The 24,852-nt window shown below is 43.4% G+C and carries 21 protein-coding genes and 1 pseudogene; 17 read left to right on the plus strand and 5 right to left on the minus strand.

Translation table 11 applies throughout. The annotated features are described in order from the left end of the window. The first annotated feature begins 6 nt into the window (after window positions 1-6). The 4 genes from purH to ablB all read left to right on the plus strand — a co-directional run bounded on the left by purH (window position 7) and on the right by ablB (window position 4,001). Window positions 7-1,545 (plus strand): bifunctional phosphoribosylaminoimidazolecarboxamide formyltransferase/IMP cyclohydrolase, encoded by a 1,539-nt coding sequence (purH, locus tag NST39_RS03530; protein ID WP_044141523.1) that lies wholly within the window; start codon window positions 7-9, stop codon window positions 1,543-1,545. Window positions 1,546-1,557: 12 nt separating this feature from the next. Beyond that, window positions 1,558-2,832, plus strand: a complete 1,275-nt coding sequence (purD, locus tag NST39_RS03535; protein ID WP_341027130.1) for a phosphoribosylamine--glycine ligase — start codon at window positions 1,558-1,560, stop codon at window positions 2,830-2,832. A 113-nt stretch (window positions 2,833-2,945) separates the two neighbouring features. Further along, window positions 2,946-3,140 (plus strand): hypothetical protein, encoded by a 195-nt coding sequence (locus NST39_RS03540; protein ID WP_106066658.1) that lies wholly within the window; start codon window positions 2,946-2,948, stop codon window positions 3,138-3,140. A 15-nt stretch (window positions 3,141-3,155) separates the two neighbouring features. Next, window positions 3,156-4,001 carry a putative beta-lysine N-acetyltransferase gene (gene ablB, locus NST39_RS03545; RefSeq protein ID WP_341027133.1) on the plus strand — a complete coding sequence of 282 codons (846 nt, stop codon included), beginning with the start codon at window positions 3,156-3,158 and terminating at the stop codon, window positions 3,999-4,001. Here the strand turns inward: ablB and NST39_RS03550 are convergent. After that, window positions 3,996-5,654 carry a PucR family transcriptional regulator gene (locus tag NST39_RS03550; RefSeq protein WP_126741182.1) on the minus strand — a complete coding sequence of 553 codons (1,659 nt, stop codon included), beginning with the start codon at window positions 5,652-5,654 and terminating at the stop codon, window positions 3,996-3,998. The two genes, ablB and NST39_RS03550, sit on opposite strands and share 6 nt — an antisense overlap. Before the next feature lie 190 nt (window positions 5,655-5,844). On the opposite strand from NST39_RS03550, the gene NST39_RS03555 reads away from it, so the two are divergent. Genes NST39_RS03555 through NST39_RS03570 form a run of 4 tightly spaced genes read left to right on the plus strand, consistent with a single transcriptional unit; the run spans window position 5,845 to window position 9,829 of the window. Next, window positions 5,845-7,209: an aspartate aminotransferase family protein gene (locus tag NST39_RS03555; RefSeq protein ID WP_126741181.1), complete on the plus strand. Its 1,365-nt coding sequence runs from the start codon at window positions 5,845-5,847 to the stop codon at window positions 7,207-7,209. Window positions 7,210-7,221: 12 nt separating this feature from the next. After that, window positions 7,222-7,908, plus strand: a complete 687-nt coding sequence (locus tag NST39_RS03560) for a CoA transferase subunit A (protein WP_081277220.1) — start codon at window positions 7,222-7,224, stop codon at window positions 7,906-7,908. Beyond that, window positions 7,884-8,549, plus strand: a complete 666-nt coding sequence (locus NST39_RS03565) for a 3-oxoacid CoA-transferase subunit B (RefSeq protein ID WP_126741180.1) — start codon at window positions 7,884-7,886, stop codon at window positions 8,547-8,549. The genes NST39_RS03560 and NST39_RS03565 overlap by 25 nt, the downstream gene beginning before the upstream one ends. Before the next feature lie 14 nt (window positions 8,550-8,563). After that, entirely contained in the window at window positions 8,564-9,829 is a 1,266-nt protein-coding gene (locus tag NST39_RS03570) for a peptidase (RefSeq protein ID WP_185107487.1), read from the plus strand. A gap of 215 nt (window positions 9,830-10,044) precedes the next feature. Here NST39_RS03570 and NST39_RS03575 read toward each other — a convergent pair whose 3' ends face one another. Continuing rightward, on the minus strand, window positions 10,045-10,266 hold the full coding sequence (locus NST39_RS03575; RefSeq protein WP_044141533.1) for a YgaP family membrane protein: 222 nt from the start codon (window positions 10,264-10,266) through the stop codon (window positions 10,045-10,047). 124 nt (window positions 10,267-10,390) lie between these two features. Between NST39_RS03575 and NST39_RS03580 the strand changes: the two genes are divergently transcribed. From NST39_RS03580 to NST39_RS03590, 3 genes are all read left to right on the plus strand, one after another. Continuing rightward, the gene (locus tag NST39_RS03580) at window positions 10,391-12,133 is read left to right on the plus strand and encodes an adenine deaminase C-terminal domain-containing protein (RefSeq protein ID WP_106036058.1); all 1,743 of its coding nucleotides are present in this window, start codon (window positions 10,391-10,393) and stop codon (window positions 12,131-12,133) included. 548 nt (window positions 12,134-12,681) lie between these two features. Next, the gene (locus tag NST39_RS03585) at window positions 12,682-12,996 is read left to right on the plus strand and encodes a YerC/YecD family TrpR-related protein (RefSeq protein ID WP_003214053.1); all 315 of its coding nucleotides are present in this window, start codon (window positions 12,682-12,684) and stop codon (window positions 12,994-12,996) included. A gap of 93 nt (window positions 12,997-13,089) precedes the next feature. Beyond that, window positions 13,090-13,560: a bleomycin resistance protein gene (locus NST39_RS03590; RefSeq protein ID WP_445662377.1), complete on the plus strand. Its 471-nt coding sequence runs from the start codon at window positions 13,090-13,092 to the stop codon at window positions 13,558-13,560. A gap of 276 nt (window positions 13,561-13,836) precedes the next feature. On the opposite strand, the pseudogene NST39_RS03595 reads toward NST39_RS03590, so the two are convergent. Both NST39_RS03595 and NST39_RS03600 read right to left on the minus strand, forming a co-directional pair. Continuing rightward, window positions 13,837-14,325 (minus strand): annotated as a pseudogene (locus tag NST39_RS03595) (DUF3916 domain-containing protein). Window positions 14,326-14,424: 99 nt separating this feature from the next. Then, a complete protein-coding gene (locus tag NST39_RS03600) occupies window positions 14,425-16,005 on the minus strand; it encodes an FMN-binding glutamate synthase family protein (RefSeq protein WP_341027140.1) in 1,581 nt (526 codons plus the stop codon). 139 nt (window positions 16,006-16,144) lie between these two features. On the opposite strand from NST39_RS03600, the gene NST39_RS03605 reads away from it, so the two are divergent. Continuing rightward, complete coding sequence (locus tag NST39_RS03605) at window positions 16,145-16,375, plus strand: hypothetical protein (protein WP_003214314.1); 231 nt, start codon at window positions 16,145-16,147, stop codon at window positions 16,373-16,375. A 197-nt stretch (window positions 16,376-16,572) separates the two neighbouring features. Here the strand turns inward: NST39_RS03605 and NST39_RS03610 are convergent, their stop codons facing one another. Next, window positions 16,573-16,968 (minus strand): DUF2283 domain-containing protein, encoded by a 396-nt coding sequence (locus NST39_RS03610; RefSeq protein WP_283924205.1) that lies wholly within the window; start codon window positions 16,966-16,968, stop codon window positions 16,573-16,575. Between the two features lie 272 nt (window positions 16,969-17,240). Between NST39_RS03610 and NST39_RS03615 the strand changes: the two genes are divergently transcribed. The 5 genes from NST39_RS03615 to NST39_RS03635 all read left to right on the plus strand — a co-directional run bounded on the left by NST39_RS03615 (window position 17,241) and on the right by NST39_RS03635 (window position 24,800). After that, on the plus strand, window positions 17,241-17,933 hold the full coding sequence (locus NST39_RS03615) for a heptaprenylglyceryl phosphate synthase (protein WP_041816135.1): 693 nt from the start codon (window positions 17,241-17,243) through the stop codon (window positions 17,931-17,933). 57 nt (window positions 17,934-17,990) lie between these two features. Beyond that, complete coding sequence (gene pcrA / locus NST39_RS03620; RefSeq protein ID WP_341027143.1) at window positions 17,991-20,213, plus strand: DNA helicase PcrA; 2,223 nt, start codon at window positions 17,991-17,993, stop codon at window positions 20,211-20,213. Between the two features lie 44 nt (window positions 20,214-20,257). Continuing rightward, a complete protein-coding gene (gene ligA, locus NST39_RS03625; RefSeq protein ID WP_212046324.1) occupies window positions 20,258-22,264 on the plus strand; it encodes an NAD-dependent DNA ligase LigA in 2,007 nt (668 codons plus the stop codon). A 15-nt stretch (window positions 22,265-22,279) separates the two neighbouring features. Then, on the plus strand, window positions 22,280-23,467 hold the full coding sequence (locus tag NST39_RS03630) for a CamS family sex pheromone protein (protein ID WP_427847107.1): 1,188 nt from the start codon (window positions 22,280-22,282) through the stop codon (window positions 23,465-23,467). Window positions 23,468-23,600: 133 nt separating this feature from the next. Further along, the gene (locus NST39_RS03635; protein ID WP_341027145.1) at window positions 23,601-24,800 is read left to right on the plus strand and encodes an MFS transporter; all 1,200 of its coding nucleotides are present in this window, start codon (window positions 23,601-23,603) and stop codon (window positions 24,798-24,800) included. Window positions 24,801-24,852: the final 52 nt, after the last annotated feature.

Genomic DNA, 24,852 nt, shown 5'->3' on the forward strand with positions numbered 1-24,852 from the left:
GAAGGCATGACGATCAAACGCGCATTAATCAGTGTTTCTGATAAAACAAATCTTGTACCTTTTGTGAAAGAATTAACAGAACTTGGTGTTGAAGTCATTTCAACTGGAGGTACTCATAAGCTTCTTCAAGAGAATGGCATTGATGTCATTGGGATTTCTGAAGTCACTGGATTCCCTGAAATCATGGACGGACGACTCAAAACGCTTCACCCGAACATTCATGGTGGATTATTGGCAGTGAGAGAAAACGATGAGCATATGGCACAGATTGAAAAGCATGGCATTCAGCCGATTGATCTTGTTGTCGTGAATCTCTATCCATTCAAAGAGACGATCTCAAAAGACGATGTAACGTATGAAGAAGCAATTGAAAACATTGATATTGGCGGACCGGGAATGCTTCGTGCGGCATCGAAAAACCACCAAGACGTCACAGTGATTGTCGATCCTCGTGATTATGATACAGTCGTTCAGCAAATCAAAGAAGGCGGCGTGTCGCTAGAGAAAAAACGTGAGCTTGCGGCGAAGGTATTCCGTCATACGGCTGCTTATGATGCCCTTATTGCGGATTATTTAACGAACTATGTTGGCGAAACGGAGCCAGAGCAGTTCACCGTCACGTTTGAGAAAAAACAATTCCTTCGTTATGGAGAAAACCCGCACCAAGCGGCGACTTTCTATGAAAATGCTCTTCCAAGCAAAGGCTCTTTAGCTACTGCAACGCAATTACACGGAAAAGAGCTTTCCTACAACAACATCAAAGATGCAGATGCAGCTCTTCAAATCGTACGTGAATTTACGGAGCCAGCGGCTGTGGCTGTAAAACATATGAATCCGTGCGGCGTTGGTACAGGAGAAACGATTGCAGAAGCCTTTGACCGTGCATTCAAAGCAGATGAAACCTCTATTTTTGGCGGCATTGTGGCGCTTAACCGTGAAGTAGACAAACAAACAGCTGAGGTGCTGCATACGATTTTCTTAGAAATCGTCATCGCCCCATCCTTTAGCCAAGAAGCACTTGACGTGTTAACAGCGAAAAAGAACCTTCGTCTATTAACACTAGATGTAGAAGCGAATCTTGAGAAAAAAGAAAAGCAGCTGACAAGTGTCCATGGCGGACTGCTCGTGCAGGATATTGACACGTACGGCTTAGAGGAAGCAACCATCTCTATTCCAACGAAAAGAGAACCAACAGAAGACGAATGGAAAGATTTAAAGCTTGCATGGAAAGTCGTCAAGCATGTGAAATCAAATGCCATTGTCCTCGCGAAGGATCAAATGACAGCAGGTATCGGCGCTGGTCAGATGAACCGTGTGGGCTCAGCGAACATTGCGATTGAACAAGCAGGTGAAAAAGCGAAAGGAAGCGCACTAGGCTCTGATGCGTTCTTCCCAATGGGCGATACAGTGGAAGCTGCTGCGAAGGCAGGCGTCACAGCGATCATTCAACCAGGCGGTTCCATTCGTGATGAAGAATCGATTCAAAAGGCAGATGAATACGGCATCGCCATGGTCTTCACTGGCGTTAGACATTTCAAACATTAAGGGGATGACAGTGTGAACGTATTAATTATCGGCAGAGGCGGAAGAGAGCATACCATCGCATGGAAAGTGAAGCAAAGTGAACTTGTCAGCCAAGTATTTGTCGCACCCGGCAATGATGGAATGACAGATGCTGCGAAGCTTGTCCCAATCGATGAAGGTAATCATGAGGCATTAATTCGTTTTGCAAAAGATAATGAAATAGGCTTAACGATTGTCGGTCCAGAGGTTCCTTTAATTGCAGGTGTGGTGGATGCATTTGAAGAGGCAGGTCTAAAGGTATTTGGACCAAATGCAAAAGCTGCGGTTATTGAAGGCTCAAAGGAATTTGCAAAAGACTTAATGAAAAACTACGATATCCCTACCGCCGCTTATGCCACTTTTACATCGTTTGAAGAAGCGAAAGCATATGTGGAAGAAAAGGGTGCGCCGATTGTCATTAAAGCAGATGGTCTCGCAGCAGGAAAAGGCGTGACCGTTGCGATGACACTTGAAGAGGCGATCGACTGTCTGCACGACTTTTTAGAGGATGAAAAGTTTGGCGATGCAAGTGCTTCTGTCGTCATCGAGGAATTTTTAACAGGCGAGGAATTTTCACTGATGGCCTTTGTTAATGGAGAAAAGGTGTACCCAATGGTGATCGCGCAGGATCACAAACGGGCATTTGAAGATGACAAAGGACCGAATACCGGCGGAATGGGCGCTTATTCACCAGTTCCGCAAATTTCAGATGAAGTTGTCCAAAAAGCGGTTGAAGATGTCGTCAAACCGGCTGCTCGCGCCATGGTGCAGGAGGAGCGTCCGTTTACAGGCATTTTATATGCAGGCTTAATGCTAACACCAGAAGGCTCAAAGGTCATTGAGTTCAATGCACGCTTCGGCGACCCTGAAACGCAGGTGGTTCTCCCTCGTCTTGAATCAGATCTAGTTCAAGTCTTCCTCGACATTCTGGACGGAAAAGATGTGGACTTGCGGTGGAAAGACACTGCCGCTGTCAGTGTCGTTCTTGCTTCAGAAGGATACCCTGAGGACTACGCAAAAGGCGCGCCAATCGGTGCTTTGCAAACAACGGTGTCTGATGTCGTGACCTTCCACGCAGGAACAAAAAAAGAAAACGATCAATTCGTCACAAATGGCGGCCGTGTAGCGAATGTGACGGCATTTGACGACACATTTGAAGCGGCAAGATCAAGAGTGTATGAAGCGGTTGAAGAAATCATTCAACCAGGGCTATTTTATCGCCGTGACATTGGTGCCCGTGCGCTGAAGGCTGCGGGGAAATCCGTTTAATCAAAACACCTTTCTATCTGATGAGATGGAAAGGTGTTTTTTGTTCATGAGAAGGGATGCCGATTGAAAATGAAGAAGTAGTATGGGATCACGCATAGAATTAGGGAGGAAACATGGAAATCAAAGCATTTATTATCTTTGCAATCGTCATACTTATTTTATTTCTAATAACTATAAATAACATCATGTTGATTGCTATTAAGCAAAATAAATTGAAAAAAAGCTTAGCCATTAGCTATATGATCATTTCGATTTTTTCTGGCATCGCTATTTCTGCATTTTTAATTTGGAAGTTTTTCATTAGCTAAGAGAGGAATGAGTGTATGGTGCAATTGAAGAAACTTGCAAACGAGCGTTTTTCTGCCTTGATCTGTATTGATTCATTTAATGAGCGAATCCGATTAGATGATTATAGCGGGAGGGTACAGGATGTCATTCAATCCGTTCTTCAGGAAGCGGCGGCCTGTAAGGCTTCTAAGGTCATTGTGAAAGTAAGACGTGAGCATGTGCCGCTTTTTTTAGAAAAAGGTTTTCGGCTTGAAGGCGTATTTTCTCATTATTTTCTTGGAAGTGACGCTTACGGTATGTCGCTTTTTCTCACTGAGGATCGAATGAACAGTTCGTATTGGTTGGAGGAAGATGAGATCGTAGCATCCATTCAAGCAAAAGAAATCAAAAAAGACCAAGGCACATGGCAGAATGAGTATGTGATGAGAAAAGCCGATCCGAAGGATGTGCACAAGCTGGCAAAGCTCTATGATACGGTCTTTGAAACGTATCCTACCCCAATGAACGAGCCAGATTATATTCAAAAGGTAATGGAGGAAGGGACAATTTTTTATGTTGTTGAACATGACGAACACATTGTGAGTGCAGCATCTGCTGAAATCAATGCTCCGTATGGTCATGCGGAATTAACAGATTGTGCGACCCTTCCTGCATATAGAAAACTAGGATTCATGCATCATTTGATTCTAGCACTTGAAAAAGAACTCCAGTCGATGCATATCTATGTCTTTTATTCACTTGCTCGTGCACTGTCCTATGGAATGAATCAAGTGTTTTATCAGCTTGGTTATACGTATACCGGGCGCTTCCAAAACAACTGCTATATTTTTGACAAAATTGAAGATATGAATCTATGGGTCAAAAAGCCGAATGAATCATGAAATGGTTCTCATCTGATCAAGCAGACCAGATAGGCGGTACGCCATGATACTGAGCTGCAGCTTCATCCGATCATCAGTGGATTTGAGGCTGCAGCCTGTTCTCGTTTCAATTTGTTTCAGCCGGTAGCTTAATGTATGTCTGTGAATAAACAATTCTCCCGCAGATTTTTGAATATTTTCATTGTGCGCCAAATACACTTCGAGTGTATGGATCAGGTCAGCCCCTTGTTTTTTCGTATATAGCAAAGGACTTAACAGCTCCACGTAAAAATCATGCAAATTCATACCCGCTTCATTCATTTCAAGAAGCATCCCATATAAGCCGAGCTTTTGATAATGAATGATGCTGTCGTCTGTCTTTAAAAGCGGAAGAAGCCTTGCTGCATACTGCGCTTCCTTCGCGCTTTTAGAAAATAGACTGATCTGGTCATAGGCTCTCCCAATACCAATGACAATCGGATGGACGGGGAAAAAATAAGACCAAGTGCTCCGGCACTCCTCTGCTGCGCGATACCATTCCGCTTCTTGAAACGCTTTTTTTCCTGCGGGTGTTAGGACAAAAATGGAATCGAGTCTCGTCTTTAGTAAAAAAGGAATATGTCTGCGTTCAAAGATCGAGGTGAGTAATTGCGATAGACGCTGCATCATTTGGTGATCGAGCTGTGTGTGCTGATGCTGAAATTGAAAGTAGATGACCACCTGCTCCTCGCTCATATCATATTGCAGCTTTGTTGCTTGTTCGACCACGTAGCTTTCTTCTGTATATTGCTGCTGCAAAATATCATCTAACAAATGTCCCTGCATTTGGTTTTCTGTATCTTGAATGGCTTTTTGCTTCAGCCATTCAATCGCATACACGGCCCCGGCATGCTCGATCGCAATCGCGTCGAGATGATGCCACGTATCCTTTTTCTTTAAAGACACAATAAACCCGAAAATATCACCCATCGCAATCACCGGACATGCGGCGAGGACAAATGCTCCGCACGTGTCATAGACGAGCCGCCCTTTTTCCTCTGCCTGCTTGAGAAGGGGCATGGTTTCAATTGGTTCATGATCTGTCAGAAAGCCAAAAGCAGGAGAGTATGTCACTTCATCTTTGATGAGATGAGCCGCTGTTTGATGTAAAAAGACATCAAGAACGACAATGTTAGCTGCAGTGAGATGTGCCAGTTCTTCTGTAATTTGCGTCACATTTTTATTCCTTACATTTAATTGGGTCAGTCTTTGATGAATCGCGGATGAATATTTAAGCTGATGAAGCTGGCTACTCACGATTTGTTCTAACACGGCTTTTGTAATATCTGAGAAATTGATGTGTGGCGGAATCTCGATGAGCGGAATGCCGCTATTTTTCGCCGCTTGAATGAGTGATGTTGGAATGTCGCTTAAGTACACACCTTTATAAATGGCGATAGCTGATAGCCTTTGAGATTGAATCAATTCCTCAAGCCGTATGCGTCTTTCCTTATTTTCTGCAAGCCCAAATCCGGTTGTGACGAGTAATTCCCCTTCGGAAAGCCTCGACGTGTCCTCGATGATTTCCACGATGGTCACCCACTGAATGAGGCGATCCAGTCCATTTTCTCCAGCAAGCAGCTTTGTTCCCTTCATGATATCGAGCGAGAGTGCATCTTTGACGAGAATCGCCATAGACTCATGACCTCCTTTTGAACACTCTTATACACGATGTATAAAAAATGCGTCTGAAATTCGGGCATGTGGCGAATGGAGGATGACTGCCCTCTTGATTAAGCTAATCTTATAACAAGTATACAAAATTTTCTTGCGATTCATGAAAAAGAAAGAGGCAGCTGCTGACGAGAGAGGGAGGAATGGCAAAGTGGAGACCCGGGATTACTTAATCAAACCGATGTTGAATCAGCATTATCCTGTGGCTGTGAAAGGAGAGGGAATTTATTTATATGATCGGGACGGAAAAAAATATATAGATGGCTCATCGGGGGCTGTCACGGCAAGTATTGGACATGGCATACGTGAAATCATTGATGCCATGACCGAGCAAGCGGAAAAAGTGAGCTTTACGTACAGATCACAATTCACAAATGAACCAGCAGAAGAACTTGCCTATGAATTGAGTGCGCTTTGTCCAGGTAACCTGAACTGGTCTTTTTTTGTCGGAAGCGGATCAGAGGCAACGGAAACGGCTATGAAAATTGCTATTCAGCATTGGCAGGAGCAGGGAAAGGCTGAGAAGAATCACATTATTTCTCGATGGATGAGTTATCACGGCATCACCCTCGGTGCGCTGTCGATGTCCGGACATATTGCAAGGAGAGAGCGCTTTGAACCATTGCTCGAAAAGAACCCAGTGCTGTCTCCGCCGTACAGCTATCGTTCATGGCTGCCAAAGGAAGAGGGCAAGCAGGTTGAATGGTATGTCCAGGAATTTAAAACCGTCATTCAGCGTATAGGAAAAGAGAGGATTGCCGCTTTTATTGCAGAGCCGATTGTCGGAGCATCGGGAGCGGCTCTAGTGCCGCCAGACGGATATTTTGAAGCAATGAAGCGTGTCTGTGAGGAAAACGATATTTTAATGATTGCAGACGAAGTCATGACAGGCTTTGGACGAACTGGGAAAATGTTTGCGATGGAGCATTGGGGCGTCGTACCAGATATTATGGTTCTCGGCAAAGGGATGAGTGCTGGCTATTCACCGATTGCGGCAGCCGTCTCAGCGGATCATGTCATCGCGCCAATTCTGAGCGGTTCCGGATCTGTGATGGCAGGTCATACCTATAGCGGCAATCCGCTTTCAGCAGCCGTCTCACTGGCTGTCATTCGATATATGAAAAAACATCAGCTTCCTGACCGAGCGGATCTGTCTGGCCGCTATTTAATGAATGCTTTAAAGGATATGCAAACAAACCATTTCATCATAGGAGATGTGAGAGGAAAGGGACTGCTCATTGGCATTGAGTTTGTCGCAGACCGCTTATCAAAAACACCATTTCCTGCACATGCACAGATGACCAATCTAGTCGTTGAGACGGCAAAGCAAAATGGCTTGCTCGTATACCCAGCAAGCGCCGGCGAGGATGGATTGGGAGGTGCAGCGGTCATGATCGCACCGCCGCTTTCTATCACGCAGCAGGAGATGGATGAACTCATTCAATTATTTGAGCAGACAATCACGCAGGTCGAACAAGAAGTCATCAACCGAGGGTTTTTCCCATCTGCGATGTAGGGAGGAAAGATGATGAACAAAACAGTGAATGTAGATGAAGTGATCACGCATTTTAGGGACGGCATGACCATCATGTTTGGCGGGTTTGGCGGCGTAGGGTCGCCGCCATCATTGATCGACGCCATTCTAGAAGCGAATATCAAAGATCTGACATTGATCGGAAACGATGCAGGCTTCCCGCAAATAGGTGTTGGCCGGCTGATCACAGAAGGAAGAGTCAAGAAGATCATTGCTTCTCATATTGGCTCAAATCCAATAGCCGGACAGAAAATGCAGGCAGGTACACTAGACGTTCATTTTTACCCGCAGGGCATTCTAGCAGAAAAAATACGAGCTGGCGGGATGGGCTTGGCAGGCATTGTGACAGATGTCGGCATGGATAGCCTCAATCTCGATGAGAAGCAGCTCGTGCCGCTAAACGGAAAGACATATATCCTTGAGCCTGCGCTGACAGCGGATATTGCCATTGTGAATGCCTTCAAAGCAGATGAAGCAGGAAATCTGATATTTGATAAAAGTGCACGGAATACAAACCCGATTGTGGCGATGGCAGGAGACTGGACCATTGCGGAAGTGGAAGAGATCGTGCCTGTGGGCAGTCTTCATCCAGAGGAAATCGTGACACCAGGCGTATTTGTGAACCAGATCGTGCAATCAAAAGGAGTGAACTGGACATGGGCATGGGAGACATCAATTTAAGACATCGCATAGCCAAACGGGCGGCGCAGGAAATTGAAGATGGCATGATCGTCAATCTTGGGATCGGCATCCCAACCCTTGCGGCTGATTACATTCCAGCGCATTACAACGTATGGCTTCATGCAGAAAACGGCATTATGGGGGCAGGCTTCTCACCAGCACAAGGGGAAGAAGATCCGAATTTGTGCAATGCCGGTGGTTTTCCTATTACGTTAACAAAAGGCGGCTCATACATGGACAGCACGACCGCTTTTGGCATCATTCGAAAAGGCATGCTGGATATGACGATTTTAGGTGCACTTGAAGTAAGCAGTCAGGGTGATCTTGCGAATTGGATTGTGCCAGGTAAACGAGTGCCTGGGATGGGCGGAGCGATTGAGCTTGCTCAAAAGGCGAAAAAGGTTGTGGTGGTGATGAGCCACCTTGATAAACACGGTGAGTCAAAGGTGAAATCTGCTTGCACACTGCCCTTAACTGCTAAGTCTTGTGTGGATCTGATTATAACGGATATGGCAGTCATTGAGGTCAAATCGCAGCTGCTCATTTTACGTGAAGTCATGCCGCCGTATCAGCCGGAAGATGTCATAAGGGCGACAGAGGCACCTTTAATTTTAGCGCCTGATGTCAAATCTGTTGTGTAGAAAGGATGAATGACTTGCAGCCAATCACACGTATCAGAAGCTGGATGAGAGAGCACCAAGATGAAGCGATTGCGCTTCTTCAGCAAATGGTGCAATGTGAGAGCACCCAAGGGAATGAACAAGGTGTGCAGCAAATCGTAGCAAATAAGCTGTCTGCCATTGGTTTTGATGTAGATGTATGGGACATTGGCGGAAAAGACTTGCTAGAACACGCGTATTTCTATTCCCCGAGACGTTCCTTTAAAGGAAGTCCCAATGTCGCCGGACGATTGAAGGGAAAAGGGGACGGCAAATCTATTTTATTAAACGGGCACGTCGATGTTGTGCCAGCAGGAGATACGAAACAATGGACATATCCGCCCTACAGCGGGCATATCATAAACGGGAGACTTTATGGACGCGGGGCAACAGATATGAAAGGCGGAAATGTTTCTTTACTCTTTGCACTAGAGGCACTGCATGCGCTTCAGATTCCGCTGAAAGGAGATGTCGTGTTTCATAGTGTCGTCGAAGAAGAGAGCGGCGGCGCCGGCACCCTTGCAGCCATACTGAGAGGGTATACAGCAGATGCGGCCATCATTCCAGAACCAAGTCATATGAAAATCTTTCCGATTCAGCAGGGATCTAAGTGGTTCAGACTGCATATCAAAGGAAGGGCAGCTCATGGCGGAACAAGATATCACGGCGTTTCCGCTATTGAAAAAAGTATGATCGTTCTTTCGCATATAGCAGCACTTGAAGAAGAACGAAATCAGCGCATCACAGAGCCGTTATTTCAGCATATCCCGATTCCAATCCCTATCAACATAGGGAAAATTCAAGGCGGTGATTGGCCGTCCTCTGTAGCGGATTTGCTCACAATGGAGGGCAGACTTGGTGTGATGCCAGGTGAAACGGTTGAGCAGGCAGAGAAGGAATTAGAAAATTGGATGATGGGACTTGGGGAAAAGGATGAATGGTTCAAAGAGCATCCTGTTGAGGTCGAATGGTTTGGTGCAAGATGGCTTCCAGGCTCAATCGATACGGACCATCCACTTTTAGGTCTATTGAAGGAACAATATGAAGCGGTCAAGAAGGAGCCGCCAAAGATCGAAGCCGCTCCTTGGGGAACAGACGGAGGATTACTGTCACAGGCGGCAGGTATCCCGATCATCGTCTTCGGACCTGGAACAACGGAGCTTGCCCATTTTCCGAATGAATCCATCGACATTGAGCATGTCATTGAAGCCGCGGAAATTATCGCAGGTACGATGGTAGAATGGTGTGAAGCCGCGGAGTGATGACAGAGGTGGAAATCATAAAAAAAGAAGGCTGTCACTCAGCCTTCTCTCAGCGTGTAGAAAAACCCTCGCATTCGGTGTCAGTCCTGCGGGCTGGTGCTCACGAATGTCAAATTCGTTCCGCGCCAGTACTCGTCCTTCCTAGGGCTGCAAAGATTTTCTATTACGCTGAAAGGGTGACAAAGGGCATTTGTCAATAATTTGTAAGAAGGCTGTCACTCAGCCTTCTCTTCATGTGTGTCCTGCTGCTCACACATGTATGTCACTGGACAAAAACGAAGAATGCCAGATGCCAGTTTCATCCCGCCGCACATGATGCTGAAAAGCAGCATTTTACTCCATGGTTTTCTAGCATATAAAGAACCAGCCACAGTACATATTGTCATTCCACAGGCAATTCGAATGAGCGCTTCCATTAAGCCGAGATTAGGTTTCATTAAAGGTAAATCTCCTTTTTTAAATATTTTAAGTGTGATTTCAAGAAATTGTAACGTTTCATTAATGCGTAACGTGGTTCGTTATGTTACGATAGGGCTAATACAAATGAAGGAGAGTATGTGAATGTCCGAACGTACTTTTAATTGGAGAAACAATGACATCCGCACACAAATCGATGTAGTCGACTCAAAAATAGTTCCAACACTCCTTTTAACGAATGGACTCGTGCTAAACCCGTTTTTAAAACAATGGGTGAAGGCAAATATTTGGATACATGATGATCGAATTGTTTATGTCGGAGCAGAGCTTCCTCAAAATAAATCAGCTAAACGTGTGATTGATTGTGAAGGGAAATACATTGTGCCTGGGTATATAGAGCCTCACGCGCATCCGTTCCATATTTATAATCCCCAATCACTTGCAGAATATGTGTCTCAATTTGGCACAACAACGATGGTCAGTGATAACTTATTTCTTCTTTTGCAGAGCAATGAAAAGAAAGCGCTTTCCACTCTATGTGAATTAAAACAGCAGCCATTTCAGTATTTCTGGTGGTCTAGATACGATCTTCAAACTGAAGTCAGATATGAAGATGAGATGCTTCCTATCAACTACCGGAAGGAATGGATTGATCATCCTGATGTCCTTCAAGGCGGCGAATTAACAAGCTGGCCAAGATTGATGGACGGTGATGATCTCATTTTATATTGCATGCAAGAAACGAAGAAGCAGAGGAAACGAATTGAAGGGCATTTCCCCGGAGCTTCCGAGAAAACGCTAACAAAAATGAAGCTGTTTGGCGCGGATAGCGATCATGAAGCGATGAATGCAGACGATGTGCTAAAGCGCTTGTCCCTTGGCTACCATGTCTCACTTCGTCATTCTTCCATCCGCCCAGATTTAGTGAACATTTTAAGAGAGCTGCACGAGCGTGACTTTAGACACTATGATCACTTCTTCTATACAACGGATGGAGCGGCGCCTCATTTTTATGAGGAGGGTATGATTAATCGTTTGATTTCAATTGCCCTTGAAGAAGGCGTGCCTATCATCGATGCATACAATATGGCGACCTTTAACATTGCGAAGTACTATCAAATTGATGACCTATTAGGGGTTGTCGGTCCAGGACGTCTGGCTTCATTGAATGTGTTAGATGATCCAATGAATCCAAATCCTGAAACGGTGATATCTAAAGGGGTTATCCTCAAATTAGATGGAGAGAACCAGCATCAATTTCAAGAAACTAAATGGGAAAATGGCGGGCTTGTTCCATTAGATTTAGGCTATGATCTGACGACGAGTGATTTGCAATTTTCCATGCCGCTAGGTGTCAAAATGAGAAATGCTGTCATCATGGAGCCTTATACAGTGGAGATTGATAACTCTGTGAACCAGCTGTCATGTGATCATGATCAAAGTTTCTTTAGCCTGATTGACCGAAAAGGCGAGTGGCGTGTGAATACGATGCTCAAAGGTTTTGCAAATAAAGTGCAAGGTTTTGTCAGCTCATTTTCGCTCACGGGTGACATTTTAGTGATCGGGAAAAATAAAGAGGATATGATGCTGGCGCATAAGCGAATGAAAGAAATTGGCGGGGGAATCGTCCTCACAGAGAACGGGAAAATTTTGCACGAAATCCCGCTGCAATTATCAGGCTGTGCATCGGCTGAACCGTTTGAGACTGTTCTTCAGCAGATAGAAACCTTACGCAAGCTGCTCATTGAGCGAGGCTATCCATTTGATTGCCCAATTGATACACTCGTCTTTTTCCAAAGTACACATTTGCCGTATATTCGAGTGACACCAAGAGGAATATTTGATGTCATGAAAAAAACTGTACTCTTTCCGTCTATAATGCGTTAAAATATAACAGAGTGGAGCTGTATCATCTTTGCCACATTTCTGACAACTGTTATAGGGCAGACATGAGCAATGGATCTCTTCACTGCCATGTAAGTGAAAATACTTATGTGGAGTTGTTGAAGCAGAGGGCTTTGACATGACGAGTGAAATGGCCTGATTGAAAAATGATTCTGTCGGTTACGCTGGCCGACCAACATATGTTGAATAATTGAGCGAGGCGGGGCGCATGTTTGTGGTCTCGCCGAGCTTTCCGCACAACCTGTATTTTTAGGGCAGACCTAATGAAGCAGAAGTGATTCTGATATCGTAAGCAAACAAGTTTGTCAGATTGTCGAACAAGGAAAATGACAGAACTTGTCGATTTTGTATACGATAAAGAAGCTTCGGCTTACGAAAGAACTGATGGCATTTCCAGCGTAGAACCAAACCTGTCATGATTCGTTCAAAGCTCATTGCTGAGGTTGAAAAAAATAGTCAGGAAAGATACCGCTTTCTCTGCAGAATGTCGTGCGAAGCGGTGCCAATAGTAAAGGAGAAGATGTATAAAGATGCAAATTGATAAATTAAGGGGCAAAAGCTTAGATCAGTTATTCAACTCCATCTTATCCCTTAAAGACCTGGAAGAATGTTATCGATTCTTTGATGATTTGTGTACCATCAATGAAATCCAATCTTTATCACAGCGTCTTGAAGTAGCGCGTATGCTTCGCGAGGGGAACACGTATCATAAAATTGAGACGGAGACAGGTGCGAGCACTGCAACCATCTCACGAGTCAAACGCTGCTTGAACTACGGAAATGATGCCTATACAATGGCACTTGACCGCGTAGCAGAACAGCAGGCAAATGACGAAACAAAATAAAGCAGTTTTCACTGTAAACAATCCTTTTCAACAAGAATGGAGTTGTTTACAGTTTTTTTATGGAGAGCGCTGAAAAGGCAAGCAAGGACTGGCTTGAAAGAAGCAACAAACGGGTCATTTAACCGAATAACTTTATCAGAAGGTTGTGGAGAAGAAAAAATGAGATTCAATGCTTTGATACCAGAGTTATCTGTAACAAACATCGAAAAGTCTAAATGGTTCTATATAGAATTGCTTGGTTTTAAATTGGAATATGAGCGTGAAGACGATAAATTTATATTTGTTTCGTTGGAAGAGGAAACACAAATGATGTTAGAAGAAATCAATGGCCATTGGGACACTGGGGAGTTAAAATACCCATTTGGACGGGGAATCAATTTTCAAATAGACATTGAAGACGTACAGCCTGTCATTGACCGTTTAAGAAAGCAAAACATTCCACTATTCAGAGAGCCAACTGTTAGCAAATATAAAAGTAATGATACTACGTTTATACAAAAGGAATTTCTTGTTCAAGATCCTGATGGATATTTACTTAGGTTCTCGCAAGAAATGGCAAGTTAACATGAAAGTCTCTTCCTGAATAGGGCGCGATTGTTGAATAAGTAAAATTAAGAGTGGCTGCGGCTACTCTTTTTTATTTTGAGATACATGAGTAACAGATACAAAAAATTGACTATTGCCGAAAAGGACAACGGTTATTTTTAAATTTGTGTTACTGTTCGTAATCGGTCGAGGGAAAGGCTTGGCATTAGTCAACGGTAAATGTCTGACTGACCAACGGGAAGGAATTTAAGGAGTTGACTAATTTCGCCAAACCCGAACCCTCTTGTTTTTATTTTAGCTCGCCCATAAACCAGAGATGCCATCTTCGTCTGCGATGATGTCTTTAAAACCTATGGTTTGCCTATCCTTTGGCACAGATAAACCCCATTCCCTTTGAATGTTTCTCGCATCGGAAAGAGGCAGCCATCTCTGATCATCATCATGTCTATTGAAAAAGTCTTTAATATAGGAATCTCCTTTAAACACAATGATTTGTGATCCCCATCATTCAGTGGCATCTACTGCAACCATGACACGATATACTTCTCCATCAAGTGGCTTCAAATCAATGAGATGTTCAGCTCTATTTAGCAGTGTTTGAATGGACAATCGCTTGATTTTTTGAGGTGTTTTGCTTGAACAAATAAAATCATACGCAACTGGTAGTGGGAGATGTCAATAACCTTGTTCAATATCTGCCGGGAACTCTTGTGTATTTTCCTCAATTCTTGTCACCATCTCATTCGTCTTCCGTTTCATCCCGCGAACCTTTTTCTCACGCATCTTCCATCTCTCCATTTCCTGTCATTTGTCTAAGTTCTTTATACGCGATTGAGCCAAAATGTCAATTGAAAAAAGGTGCAAAAACGCACCTTTCTCAAACTAGACGGATGGCTGTGTCCCTGTAAAAATAGGCACTTCACTCGTCTGACCATTTTCTTGTCTATAGACAATATGTTTTTCATTAAAATGAATGGGAGATTCAATACCAGCGGCTGCGGATAAATTAAACAAGCCTTCTCTTAGAGAAAGGATATAATTGCAGACTCGGTATTTCTTTTCTTCAATCGATAAACCCTTTTGCAGTTTTGGATCAGTTGTGGCGACCCCGACTGGGCATTTATTCGTGTGGCACACTTGGGCGCGAATGCATCCGACTGAAAACATGAGTCCCCGTGCGATATTGACAAAGTCAGCACCCATGGAAAGGGCAATTGCAATTTTATCAGGTGAGAGAAGTTTGCCAGAAGCAAAGAGTTTTACTTGATCTCTGACACCGTATTCCTTCAATATTTGATGAACCATTGGGAGTGCCGTGAAAATCGGCAGCCCTGCGGAATCTGCTAATTCATGAAAGGATGCACCAGTGCCTCCTTCTCCGCCATCCACTGTAATGAAATCAGGATGCTTTCCGCTTTTTTTCATGTACGCTGCAAGCTCTTCAATGTTTTCTTTATGTCCGACCACAAGCTTGATGCCGACAGGCTTTCCGCCTATACTTCGCAGCTGTTCAATGAAATCAAGCATATCCGGAATGGAGTGGAACATCTCAAATCGGTTTGGGCTGTCAATGGATTGGTGGGGCGGCAATTTACGGATGTTCGCAATTTCTTCGGTGACTTTTTTGCCGTCAATATGACCGCCGCGTGTTTTAGCTCCTTGTGCCAGCTTCAGCTCAAAGGCTTTGACTTCCTCGTGCTCGCTTTTTTTCTTAAATTCTTCAAAGGAAAAAGCGCCATCCTCTGTTCTCACGCCAAATAGACCGGGCCCAATCTGGCATATGATATCGGCTCCGCCTTTGAGGTGATATGGAGAAAGCCCGCCTTCACCTGTGTTCATCCACGTACCGCCGGCCATCTTTAATCCCGAGGATAGTGCTGTAATGGCCCTGTCGCCTAAAGATCCGTAGCTCATGGCAGACTGTCCAATCAGGCCTTTTACACGGAATGGCTTTTGACATGTGTGCTCGCCAATCACTTGTACATCGTCTTGATGGAGATAGTAAGGTTTTGCTTCGACCTCTTTGGTATGTTCACTTCTTCGGAGTAAATTGTCTTGATCAATCTGGTACACTTTTGTTTGGATTTTTTCAGATTGATCGATACGTAACTCATCTCGCTGCTTTGGAAATAGGACGTTGCGAATGTAGTAACCAGGCTTGTCAAAATCACGTTTTGATCCAAAGCCCATCGTCCGGCTTTTGTACTTCCCAGACATAACAGCTTGCTCGTATTCTCTTCTTGAGAAAGGAAGCTCCTCGCGATCATTCAGAAACAGATATTGGCGAAGCTCAGGCCCTATTTTTTCGAAAATAAACCGCAGCTTTCCAATGACCGGATAATTTCGCAGGACAGAATGCTCTTCCTGTTTTTCATCTCTCACCCAAATCCAGATGAATAAAATGATTGGTATGATGAAACAAATCACTAATAGTGTGCCAATGACAATGAAAGTTGTTGTCACGAAGATCCCCTCTTTTCTCTATCATTGCTGTTGTTATTCCACTTTTCATTGAAAGAGAAACCACTTCAACAGATTGTGACGTTTAGAAATGAAAAGGCGGGGTAACTTACAAATAAGATCATAAGGGGAGGGAACATACATGAATAAGCGACCGAATGCGTATGTACTTGCAGGATTAGGGGTTGGTGGTGCTGTGTTATTAGCAGTGAAAAATAAACAGCATCTCAAAAAATGGGCAAGCATGTTCCGCTCAGATGAAAAAATTCCTGAAAAAGCTGGACACCCTGATCCATTAGATATTCAAGACAACAAGATGGTCGATGAAGGGGCCATGACATCCGTCCATTATTTCAATGAAGTGAGACAATAGCTTGGAAAAACCGTTTTGACCATTCAAAACGGTCAGCGTGTAGCCAAACCCTCGCATTCGCCCGCAGGTCTGCGCGCTGGTGCTCACGAATGTTCAATTCGCTCCGCAAAAGTAGCTGCCCTTCCTAGACTGCAAAGGTTTTCTATCACGCTGAAAAGAAGACAAAGTGCTAAAATAAACATCATTTTAGCACTTTGTCAACAATCTAACCGTTTTGACCATTCAAAACGGTTTTTTCTTGTCTTTTTTTTGACGTGATATCGATGAGGATCGACAATCGTAAAACCGATCAGCCCTTTGTGATCAGGCGTCGAGAAATGAAATTCAATGCCTGATAAATGATAGGTTGAGAGAACGTCCTGATCTGTAAAACGTAAAGAAAGCTCGTCCTCATAAACGGGTGCATGCTTCAAAACTTCGGCTTCTTCTGCAAATAACTCCAGACCAGCTACTCGGCCCTCTTTGTCGATATCTGCGTTCATACATTCATTCACATCTAATTCAATGGTTTCTTTGATTGTCCCGATTCCCACAGGCAGGAGATAGATGTATCCGATGTCGATTGTTTGATCATATGTGATGGTTCTTTTCAAATGAGTCACCTGCTTTATGTATGGTTTTTTGATCAATAGTAAAATGTCCCTTTATTGTATAATAACATGTGGTGATACAAAGTTTTCCTATCAGTGAACGGTCAAAGATCATCCCTCTCAGCTCCTATATGTTTTCAGTATTCTAACTTAAAGTCACGAACACCATTTTCAAAAGAATGAAACTTTTAGCTGAAGGAGGTTACCCATTTTTTGCGGTCACTGATTTTGTTATAATATTTAAATGGAATGAAACGAATGGAGGAACGTTTTTCATGTATGATGTTACCGAGTGGAAGCATGTCTTTAAACTCGATCCAAATAAAGAAATATCCGATGAACAGCTGGAGGCGATTTGCGAATCTGGTACGGATGCTATATTGATTGGCGGCAGTGACAATGTGACAGAGGACAACGTGCTTCAATTAATGTCAAAGGTCCGCCGGTTTCTTGTGCCATGTGTGCTCGAAATCTCAACACATGAAATGATTGTGCCGGGCTTCGATCTGTATTTCATCCCGACCGTTTTAAACAGCTCTCATCCTGATTGGATTGTTGGGCTTCACAAGGATGCGATGAAGGAATTCGGTGATTTGATGTCAATGGAAGAGATCGTGCCTGAAGGCTATGTTATTTTAAATGAAGAGTGTAAAGCGGCCAAGCTCACAGAGGCAAATACAGCACTGGACATCGATGACGTAAGGGCATATGCAAGAGTGGCAGAGCATTTAATGAAGCTGCCCATTTTTTATCTAGAATACAGCGGAACGCTTGGAGATATAGAGCTTGTGAAAGAAACGAAAGCAGTGCTTTCTGATACGGTTCTTTTTTATGGCGGGGGCATTGAAAACGCAAAGCAGGCGGAAGATTTTGCGCAGCATGCGGACGTGGTTGTTGTAGGAAACGTCATTTATGACAATTTCAAAGAAGCATTAAAGACAGTGAGCGCAGTCAAAAAGTCATCATAGTCAAACAAGACGAAACGGGTTAAAATAGAACATAAGTTCGAAATGGCGGTGAATGGAATGAATGAAATATCGAATCATCTATTAGAAGGACTGAATGACGCGCAAAAAGAAGCGGTCAAAGCAACAGACGGTCCGCTACTCTTGATGGCAGGAGCAGGAAGCGGAAAAACGCGGGTGCTGACACATCGAATTGCCTACTTAATGGCAGAAAAGCATGTGGCTCCGTGGAACATTTTAGCAATTACGTTTACAAATAAAGCAGCACGTGAAATGCGTGAGCGTGTCCAAGCCATTTTAGGGCCTGGTGCGGATGACATTTGGATCTCTACGTTCCACAGCATGTGTGTGCGCATTTTACGACGCGATATTGACCGTATTGGTGTGAATCGCAACTTCTCTATATTAGACACATCTGATCAGCTTTCAGTCATTAAAAATATTTTAAAAGAACGAAATATTGATCCGAAAAAGTTTGATCCACGTAGCATTTTAGGTTCAATCAGCAGTGCAAAAAACGAACTCATTGACGCAGAGGAATACGCCAAAACAGCCGGTGATTTCTATGATCAAGTGGTCAGCGACGTCTACACAGATTACCAAAAGCGATTACTCAAGAACCAATCACTCGATTTTGATGATCTTATTATGATGACGATTCGTCTGTTTGAGCGGATCCCTGAAGTATTAGAACACTATCAGCGAAAATTCCAATACATTCATGTCGATGAGTATCAGGATACAAACAGAGCGCAGTACATGCTTGTGAAACTGCTCGCTCAACGTTTTCAAAATATTTGTGTGGTCGGTGACTCGGATCAGTCCATCTACCGCTGGCGCGGAGCAGATATTACAAACATTCTCTCCTTTGAAAAAGATTATCCATCCAGTGAAGTGATTTTGCTTGAGCAAAATTACAGATCGACTAAACGTATTCTGAATGCCGCAAACACGGTGATTCAAAACAATTCAAACCGTAAGCCGAAAAATCTTTGGACAGAAAATGATGAAGGGGCGAAGATTGCCTATTACCGTGCAGATAATGAATTCGGCGAGGGTCAATTTGTTGCTGGAAAGATTCATCAGCTTCATCAGAGCGGTAAGCGTAAATTATCCGATTTTGCGATTCTTTATCGGACCAATGCGCAGTCTCGTGTCATAGAGGAAACATTATTGAAGTCAAACATTCAATACAACATTGTCGGCGGCACGAAGTTCTATGACAGAAAAGAGATCAAGGACATTTTGGCGTACTTACGCCTAGTAGCTAACCCAGATGACGACATTAGCTTTGCACGAATTGTTAACGTACCAAAGCGCGGAATCGGTGCTACATCTGTTGATAAAATCGCAGCATATGCGGAGATGAATGACCTGTCTATGTTTGAAGCGCTTGGTCAGGTAGATTTCATTGGACTCAGTGCAAGGGCAGCCAATGCGCTTGATGAATTCAAACAGCTCATTGATCAAATGACAAATATGCAAGAGTATTTATCTGTCACAGAATTAACAGAAGAAATCCTAGAGAAAACAGGCTACCGTGAAGCACTGAAGATTGAAAAAACGATTGAAGCACAAAGCCGTCTAGAAAATATTGACGAGTTTCTCTCTGTGACTAAGAACTTTGAAGAACAAAATGAAGACAAGTCCCTTGTGACCTTCCTGACAGATCTCGCCCTTGTCGCAGACATTGATAAGCTGGATGAAAATGAGGAAGAAGATCAAGATGCGGTCATTTTAATGACGCTTCACGCCGCAAAAGGTCTAGAATTCCCGGTTGTCTTCTTAATGGGCATGGAGGAAGGTGTCTTCCCGCACAGCCGCTCATTAATGGAAGATGCAGAGATGGAGGAAGAGCGCCGTCTTGCTTATGTGGGCATCACACGGGCGGAAGAAGAGCTTTATTTATCAAGTGCCAAGATGAGAACACTCTTCGGCCGGACAAACATGAACCTTGAATCAAGATTCATTCGAGAAATACCAGCCGATTTATTGGACAACCTAAATGAGAAAAAAGAAACGAAAACACCATTTGGCCAAACTAGAGAAAGACCACAAAGACGGGGACCTGTCTCACGTCCACAAACTCAAACCATTCAAAACACAGGCGGCGGAAGTATTGGCTGGGCTGTGGGCGATAAAGCGGCTCATAAAAAATGGGGCGTTGGAACAGTTGTGAGCGTAAAAGGCAGTGGAGACAGCACAGAGCTTGATATTGCCTTCCCAAGCCCTACAGGCATTAAGCGTCTTCTCGCAGCATTTGCGCCAATTGAGAAGCAATAAACTGGTAGAACTTATAAAACGGATGAATTGAAAGGAAGAAGCAGATGGATAAAGAAGCAGCGAAACGCCGGATCGAGGAACTGCACCAGATTTTGAACCAATACAACTACGAATATCATACACTGGATCGTCCAAGTGTTCCTGACGCTGAATATGATGCGCGGATGCGTGAGCTGATCTCTTTAGAGGAAGAGCACCCTGATTTAAAAGCAGCGGACTCCCCCTCACAAAGAGTAGGAGGCGCTGTGTTAGACGCCTTCCAAAAAGTGCGCCACGGCACACCGATGCTCAGCCTTGGGAATGCGTTTAATGAACAGGACCTTCTTGATTTTGACCGCCGGGTTCGTCAAGCAGTCGGTGACGATATCGCATACAATGTCGAGCTGAAAATTGACGGACTCGCTGTTTCTCTCCGTTATGAAAATGGCCTGTTTGTCCGAGGTGCCACACGTGGAGATGGGACAACGGGTGAGGATATTACTGAAAACCTCAAAACCATTCGTTCCATCCCGCTCAAAATCAAACGTCCTTTGTCAATTGAAGTGAGAGGCGAGGCATTTATGCCAAAACCTTCTTTTGAAGCATTAAACGAAAAAAGATTACAAAACGAAGAAGAGCCGTTTGCGAACCCGCGTAATGCGGCGGCAGGCTCGCTTCGTCAGCTTGATACGAAAATTGCGGCGAAACGAAACCTTGATATCTTCGTCTACAGTATAGCGGAGCTTGATGAAATCGGTGTTGAATCGCAAAGCGAAGGACTTGATCTTCTCGACGAACTTGGCTTTAAAACGAACAAAGAAAGACGGATGTGCCAAACAATTGAAGAAGTGATCGAGCTTATTGAAACACTGAAAACGAAGCGTGCCGATTTTTCATATGAAATCGATGGAATTGTGATCAAAGTCGATTCGTTAGCTCAGCAAGAAGAGCTCGGCTTTACAGCAAAAAGTCCCCGCTGGGCTGTTGCGTACAAGTTTCCAGCTGAAGAGGTCGTGACAAAGCTGCTTGATATTGAACTAAGTGTCGGGCGTACAGGTGTCATCACACCAACGGCGATCCTTGAGCCTGTCAAAGTAGCAGGAACGACAGTGCAGCGTGCTTCTCTTCATAATGAAGATTTGATCAAAGAAAAGGATATTCGCCTTTTTGATCAAGTGATTGTGAAAAAAGCGGGCGATATTATTCCGGAAGTGGCAGGCGTACTGATCGATCAGCGTACAGGAGAAGAAAAGCCGTTTCACATGCCGACTGAATGCCCGGAGTGTCATAGTGAGCTGGTGAGAATTGAAGGCGAAGTGGCTTTGCGTTGCATCAATCCAGAATGCCCTGCCCAAATACGTGAGGGACTCATTCACTTTGTTTCCCGCAATGCAATGAATATTGATGGGCTTGGCGAGCGGGTCATTACACAGCTTTTCCAAGAACAGCTTGTCTCTCGTGTGTCTGATCTTTACCGATTAACGAAAGAAGAGCTCATTCAGCTTGAGCGAATGGGCGAAAAATCTGTCGACAATTTACTGCGTTCGATTGAGCAATCGAAAGAAAACTCTCTAGAGCGTTTACTATTTGGACTCGGTATACGATTTATTGGCTCTAAAGCGGCGAAGACCTTGGCGATGCATTTCGGCGATATCGATCAATTAAAGCAAGCGACGAAAGAACAATTACTCGAAGTCGATGAAATCGGTGAAAAAATGGCTGATGCTGTCGTTACGTACTTTGAGAAAGAAGAAATACTCAATCTGCTAAATGAACTAAAAGAGCTTGGGGTCAATATGACCTATACAGGGCCAAAACCGGTGAAGGTTGAAGAAAGTGATTCCTATTTTGCAGGCAAAACCATTGTGCTGACAGGAAAATTAGAAGAAATGGCGCGAAACGATGCAAAAGCAGCGATCGAAGCATTAGGCGGTAAACTGGCAGGTAGTGTGAGTAAAAAAACAGATCTAGTCATAGCCGGAGAAGCAGCGGGAAGTAAGCTGACAAAGGCAGAAGAACTCAATATTGAAATTTGGGACGAAGCTAAAATGCTCGAGGAGCTAAAGAAATAAGAGGAGTGTTTTCTATTGAAAAAGTTGTTATTGCTGCTGACAATGCTCACATTGGTATTGTCAGCGTGTGCACCTTTTGGGGGAAAGGAAGAGGAAGAGGTCACACAAAAAACGGATGAAACGAAGGAAACAGCCATCATCCCGATGTACAATATCTCTGACTCCTATTACAAAATGGTGCTGCCGTTTAAACAAGGGGCTGCGAGAGGATTAACAGCAGAGCGTCTCAACACACGCTTGGACATCGATGAATTTGAAACAGGACTCATGCGTCTCGCAACAGAGTCATTTAATACAAACGACTACCTTTTCCAAGAAGGACAGCATTTAGATGAGGACACCGTTCTAGGCTGGCTGGCGCGCAAAAAAACAGGCAGTGATTTGAAAAAGGCAGAAAAAGAAGATAAAGACTTTAAGAATCTAGGGTTAAACCCTGCTCTTCCGAACTCAGGTTCAACAAAGTCTAAAAATGAAAATAGTCCAATTTACTTAGCTTCGATGCTAGAGCATAATTACTTAATTCGAAAAGATAAAAACAGCTTACAGCTTGGCGGAGTTGTCATTGGACTTGCGCTGAACTCTGTTTATTATTACCGTGAAAATATCGGTGACCCGCAGCAAGAAGTGACGATCGATTCTTCGAAAAATTCAAAGAAACTTTTGACAGAAGGCGAAAAAATTGCTGAACAAGTGATCAAACGAATTCGTCAAATGGATGGGCTGCAAAAAGTGCCTGTCATGATTGCCCTTTATAAGCAAGCACCAAAATCATCTATCGTTCCAGGAAACTTTATCGCCAAAACGGATGTGAAAGCAGGCTCAGCTGATATCGGCAATTGGGATACGATCAAAGAGGAGAATGTCTTCTTCCCTTCAGATAATGCGAAAGGAAACTACAAAGATGATTCCGAGCGATTTGACCGCTTCAAAACAAAAGTCGAAGACTACTTCCCGAATTATACTGGTGTCGTAGGAAAAGGGTTTTACAAAGACGGCAACCTGCAAAAAATGAAAGTCGAAATTCCAATGCAGTTCTACGGAAAAACGGAAGTCGTAGCCTTCACGCAATATTTAACAGGTGAAGTCATGGATTACTATAAGAGTACCAATATCGAAATTAACATCACATCTTCAGATCAACAAGAAGCCTTGATCACGAAAAATACTGAAGACAAAGAACCAACCGTCCATATATATGACTAAATAAAAACCGCCTTTTGGCGGTTTTTTAAAATAGTCATAATGTATCAAATTATGAAGATATTGCTATAAAAAGTAGAAGTGTAGAAAATAATGTATTATTATGGGTGATAATGAAGAGAAAATGGAGATCACTATGAAAAACAAATCATTTTACTTTTTATTAGGGGGACAATCCCTAGCTAATTTTGGGGATTCGCTATATGTCCTCGTTTTGACCATCCTGACATATCAATTAACAAATTCTACACTGATTGCTTCAATGGTGGCTGTCTCACAGTTTGTTGGACAAGCACTTGGAGCGGTACTCATTCCTTTCTTTATGTATCAATTTAAGCTGAAAAGACTCATTATTTATTTGCAAATGTGTCAAATTGCTTTCTTCGGTTGCTTATTTTTCATTTATATTCTACAACTATCAACTTTTACTATTCCTCTCTTTTTTATCATTGTATTTTTCCTTTCTTTGATAGATGGAGGAACCATTCCAGTTCGAAATTCGATGATCCCACGTCTAGTAGAAAAGAACTTTTTACTAAAAGCAAATAGCTATATCTTAACTTCTGATCAAATGGTCCTTTTACTAGGCTGGCTTTTAGGAGGGCTGTTTATTGGCATTCTTGGACCACAGATTCTCCTATTGACGACACTTGTTTTATACAGTTTGTCGTTCATATCTATGCTCTTTATCATTGATACGGGGGCTGCAACCAAACAAGAGCAACAGTCTGAATCATTTGCTACAAGGGTCTTTTCAGGGTGGAAGCTCATGTATGAAAAGCCAACTATTCGAACATTAACGATTTTAGAAATGCTATCCATGAGCGGTAGAAGTATTTGGACTGGTGCCATTATCCTTGTGTATGTCACAGAAGTCTTACATCAGCCTGAAACATGGTGGGGCTTTATTAACGCAAGCTATTTTGGCGGAACCATTCTAGGCGGCCTGCTTGTGTTGCGGTTCGCCAAGCATGTGGAACAGCGTTTGTTTGATCACATTTTTTACAGTTCGGTGATCGTTGCTGTGCTAACCCTTTGCTTAGGATTGAATCATTCTGCATGGATGAGTTTATTGTTTGTCTTTTTATTAGGGCCAGCCTTTCAGCTTCGCAGTATTTCCATTCGTACCTATGTACAAGATACACTGAGTGAAATTGAATTGCCCAAAATACTATCAGCTCAACATACACTATCAACTTTTATATACGGAATGTCCATCCTCGTTATGAGCACCATGACCGATCTCTTTGGGGCAAGAGTCGTCTTTTTTATAAACGTTGCCCTGTTTACTGTGTCGGCTTTCCTAGCGTCTAGATTAAAAAATGAACAAATTTAGACATTTTATCTCAATTATTTACAAAAATACCATTATATGATTTAATATGTTG

It is taken from the genome of Bacillus sp. FSL W8-0645 (genome assembly GCF_038007905.1).
Lineage (GTDB): Bacteria > Bacillota > Bacilli > Bacillales > Bacillaceae > Bacillus > Bacillus pumilus.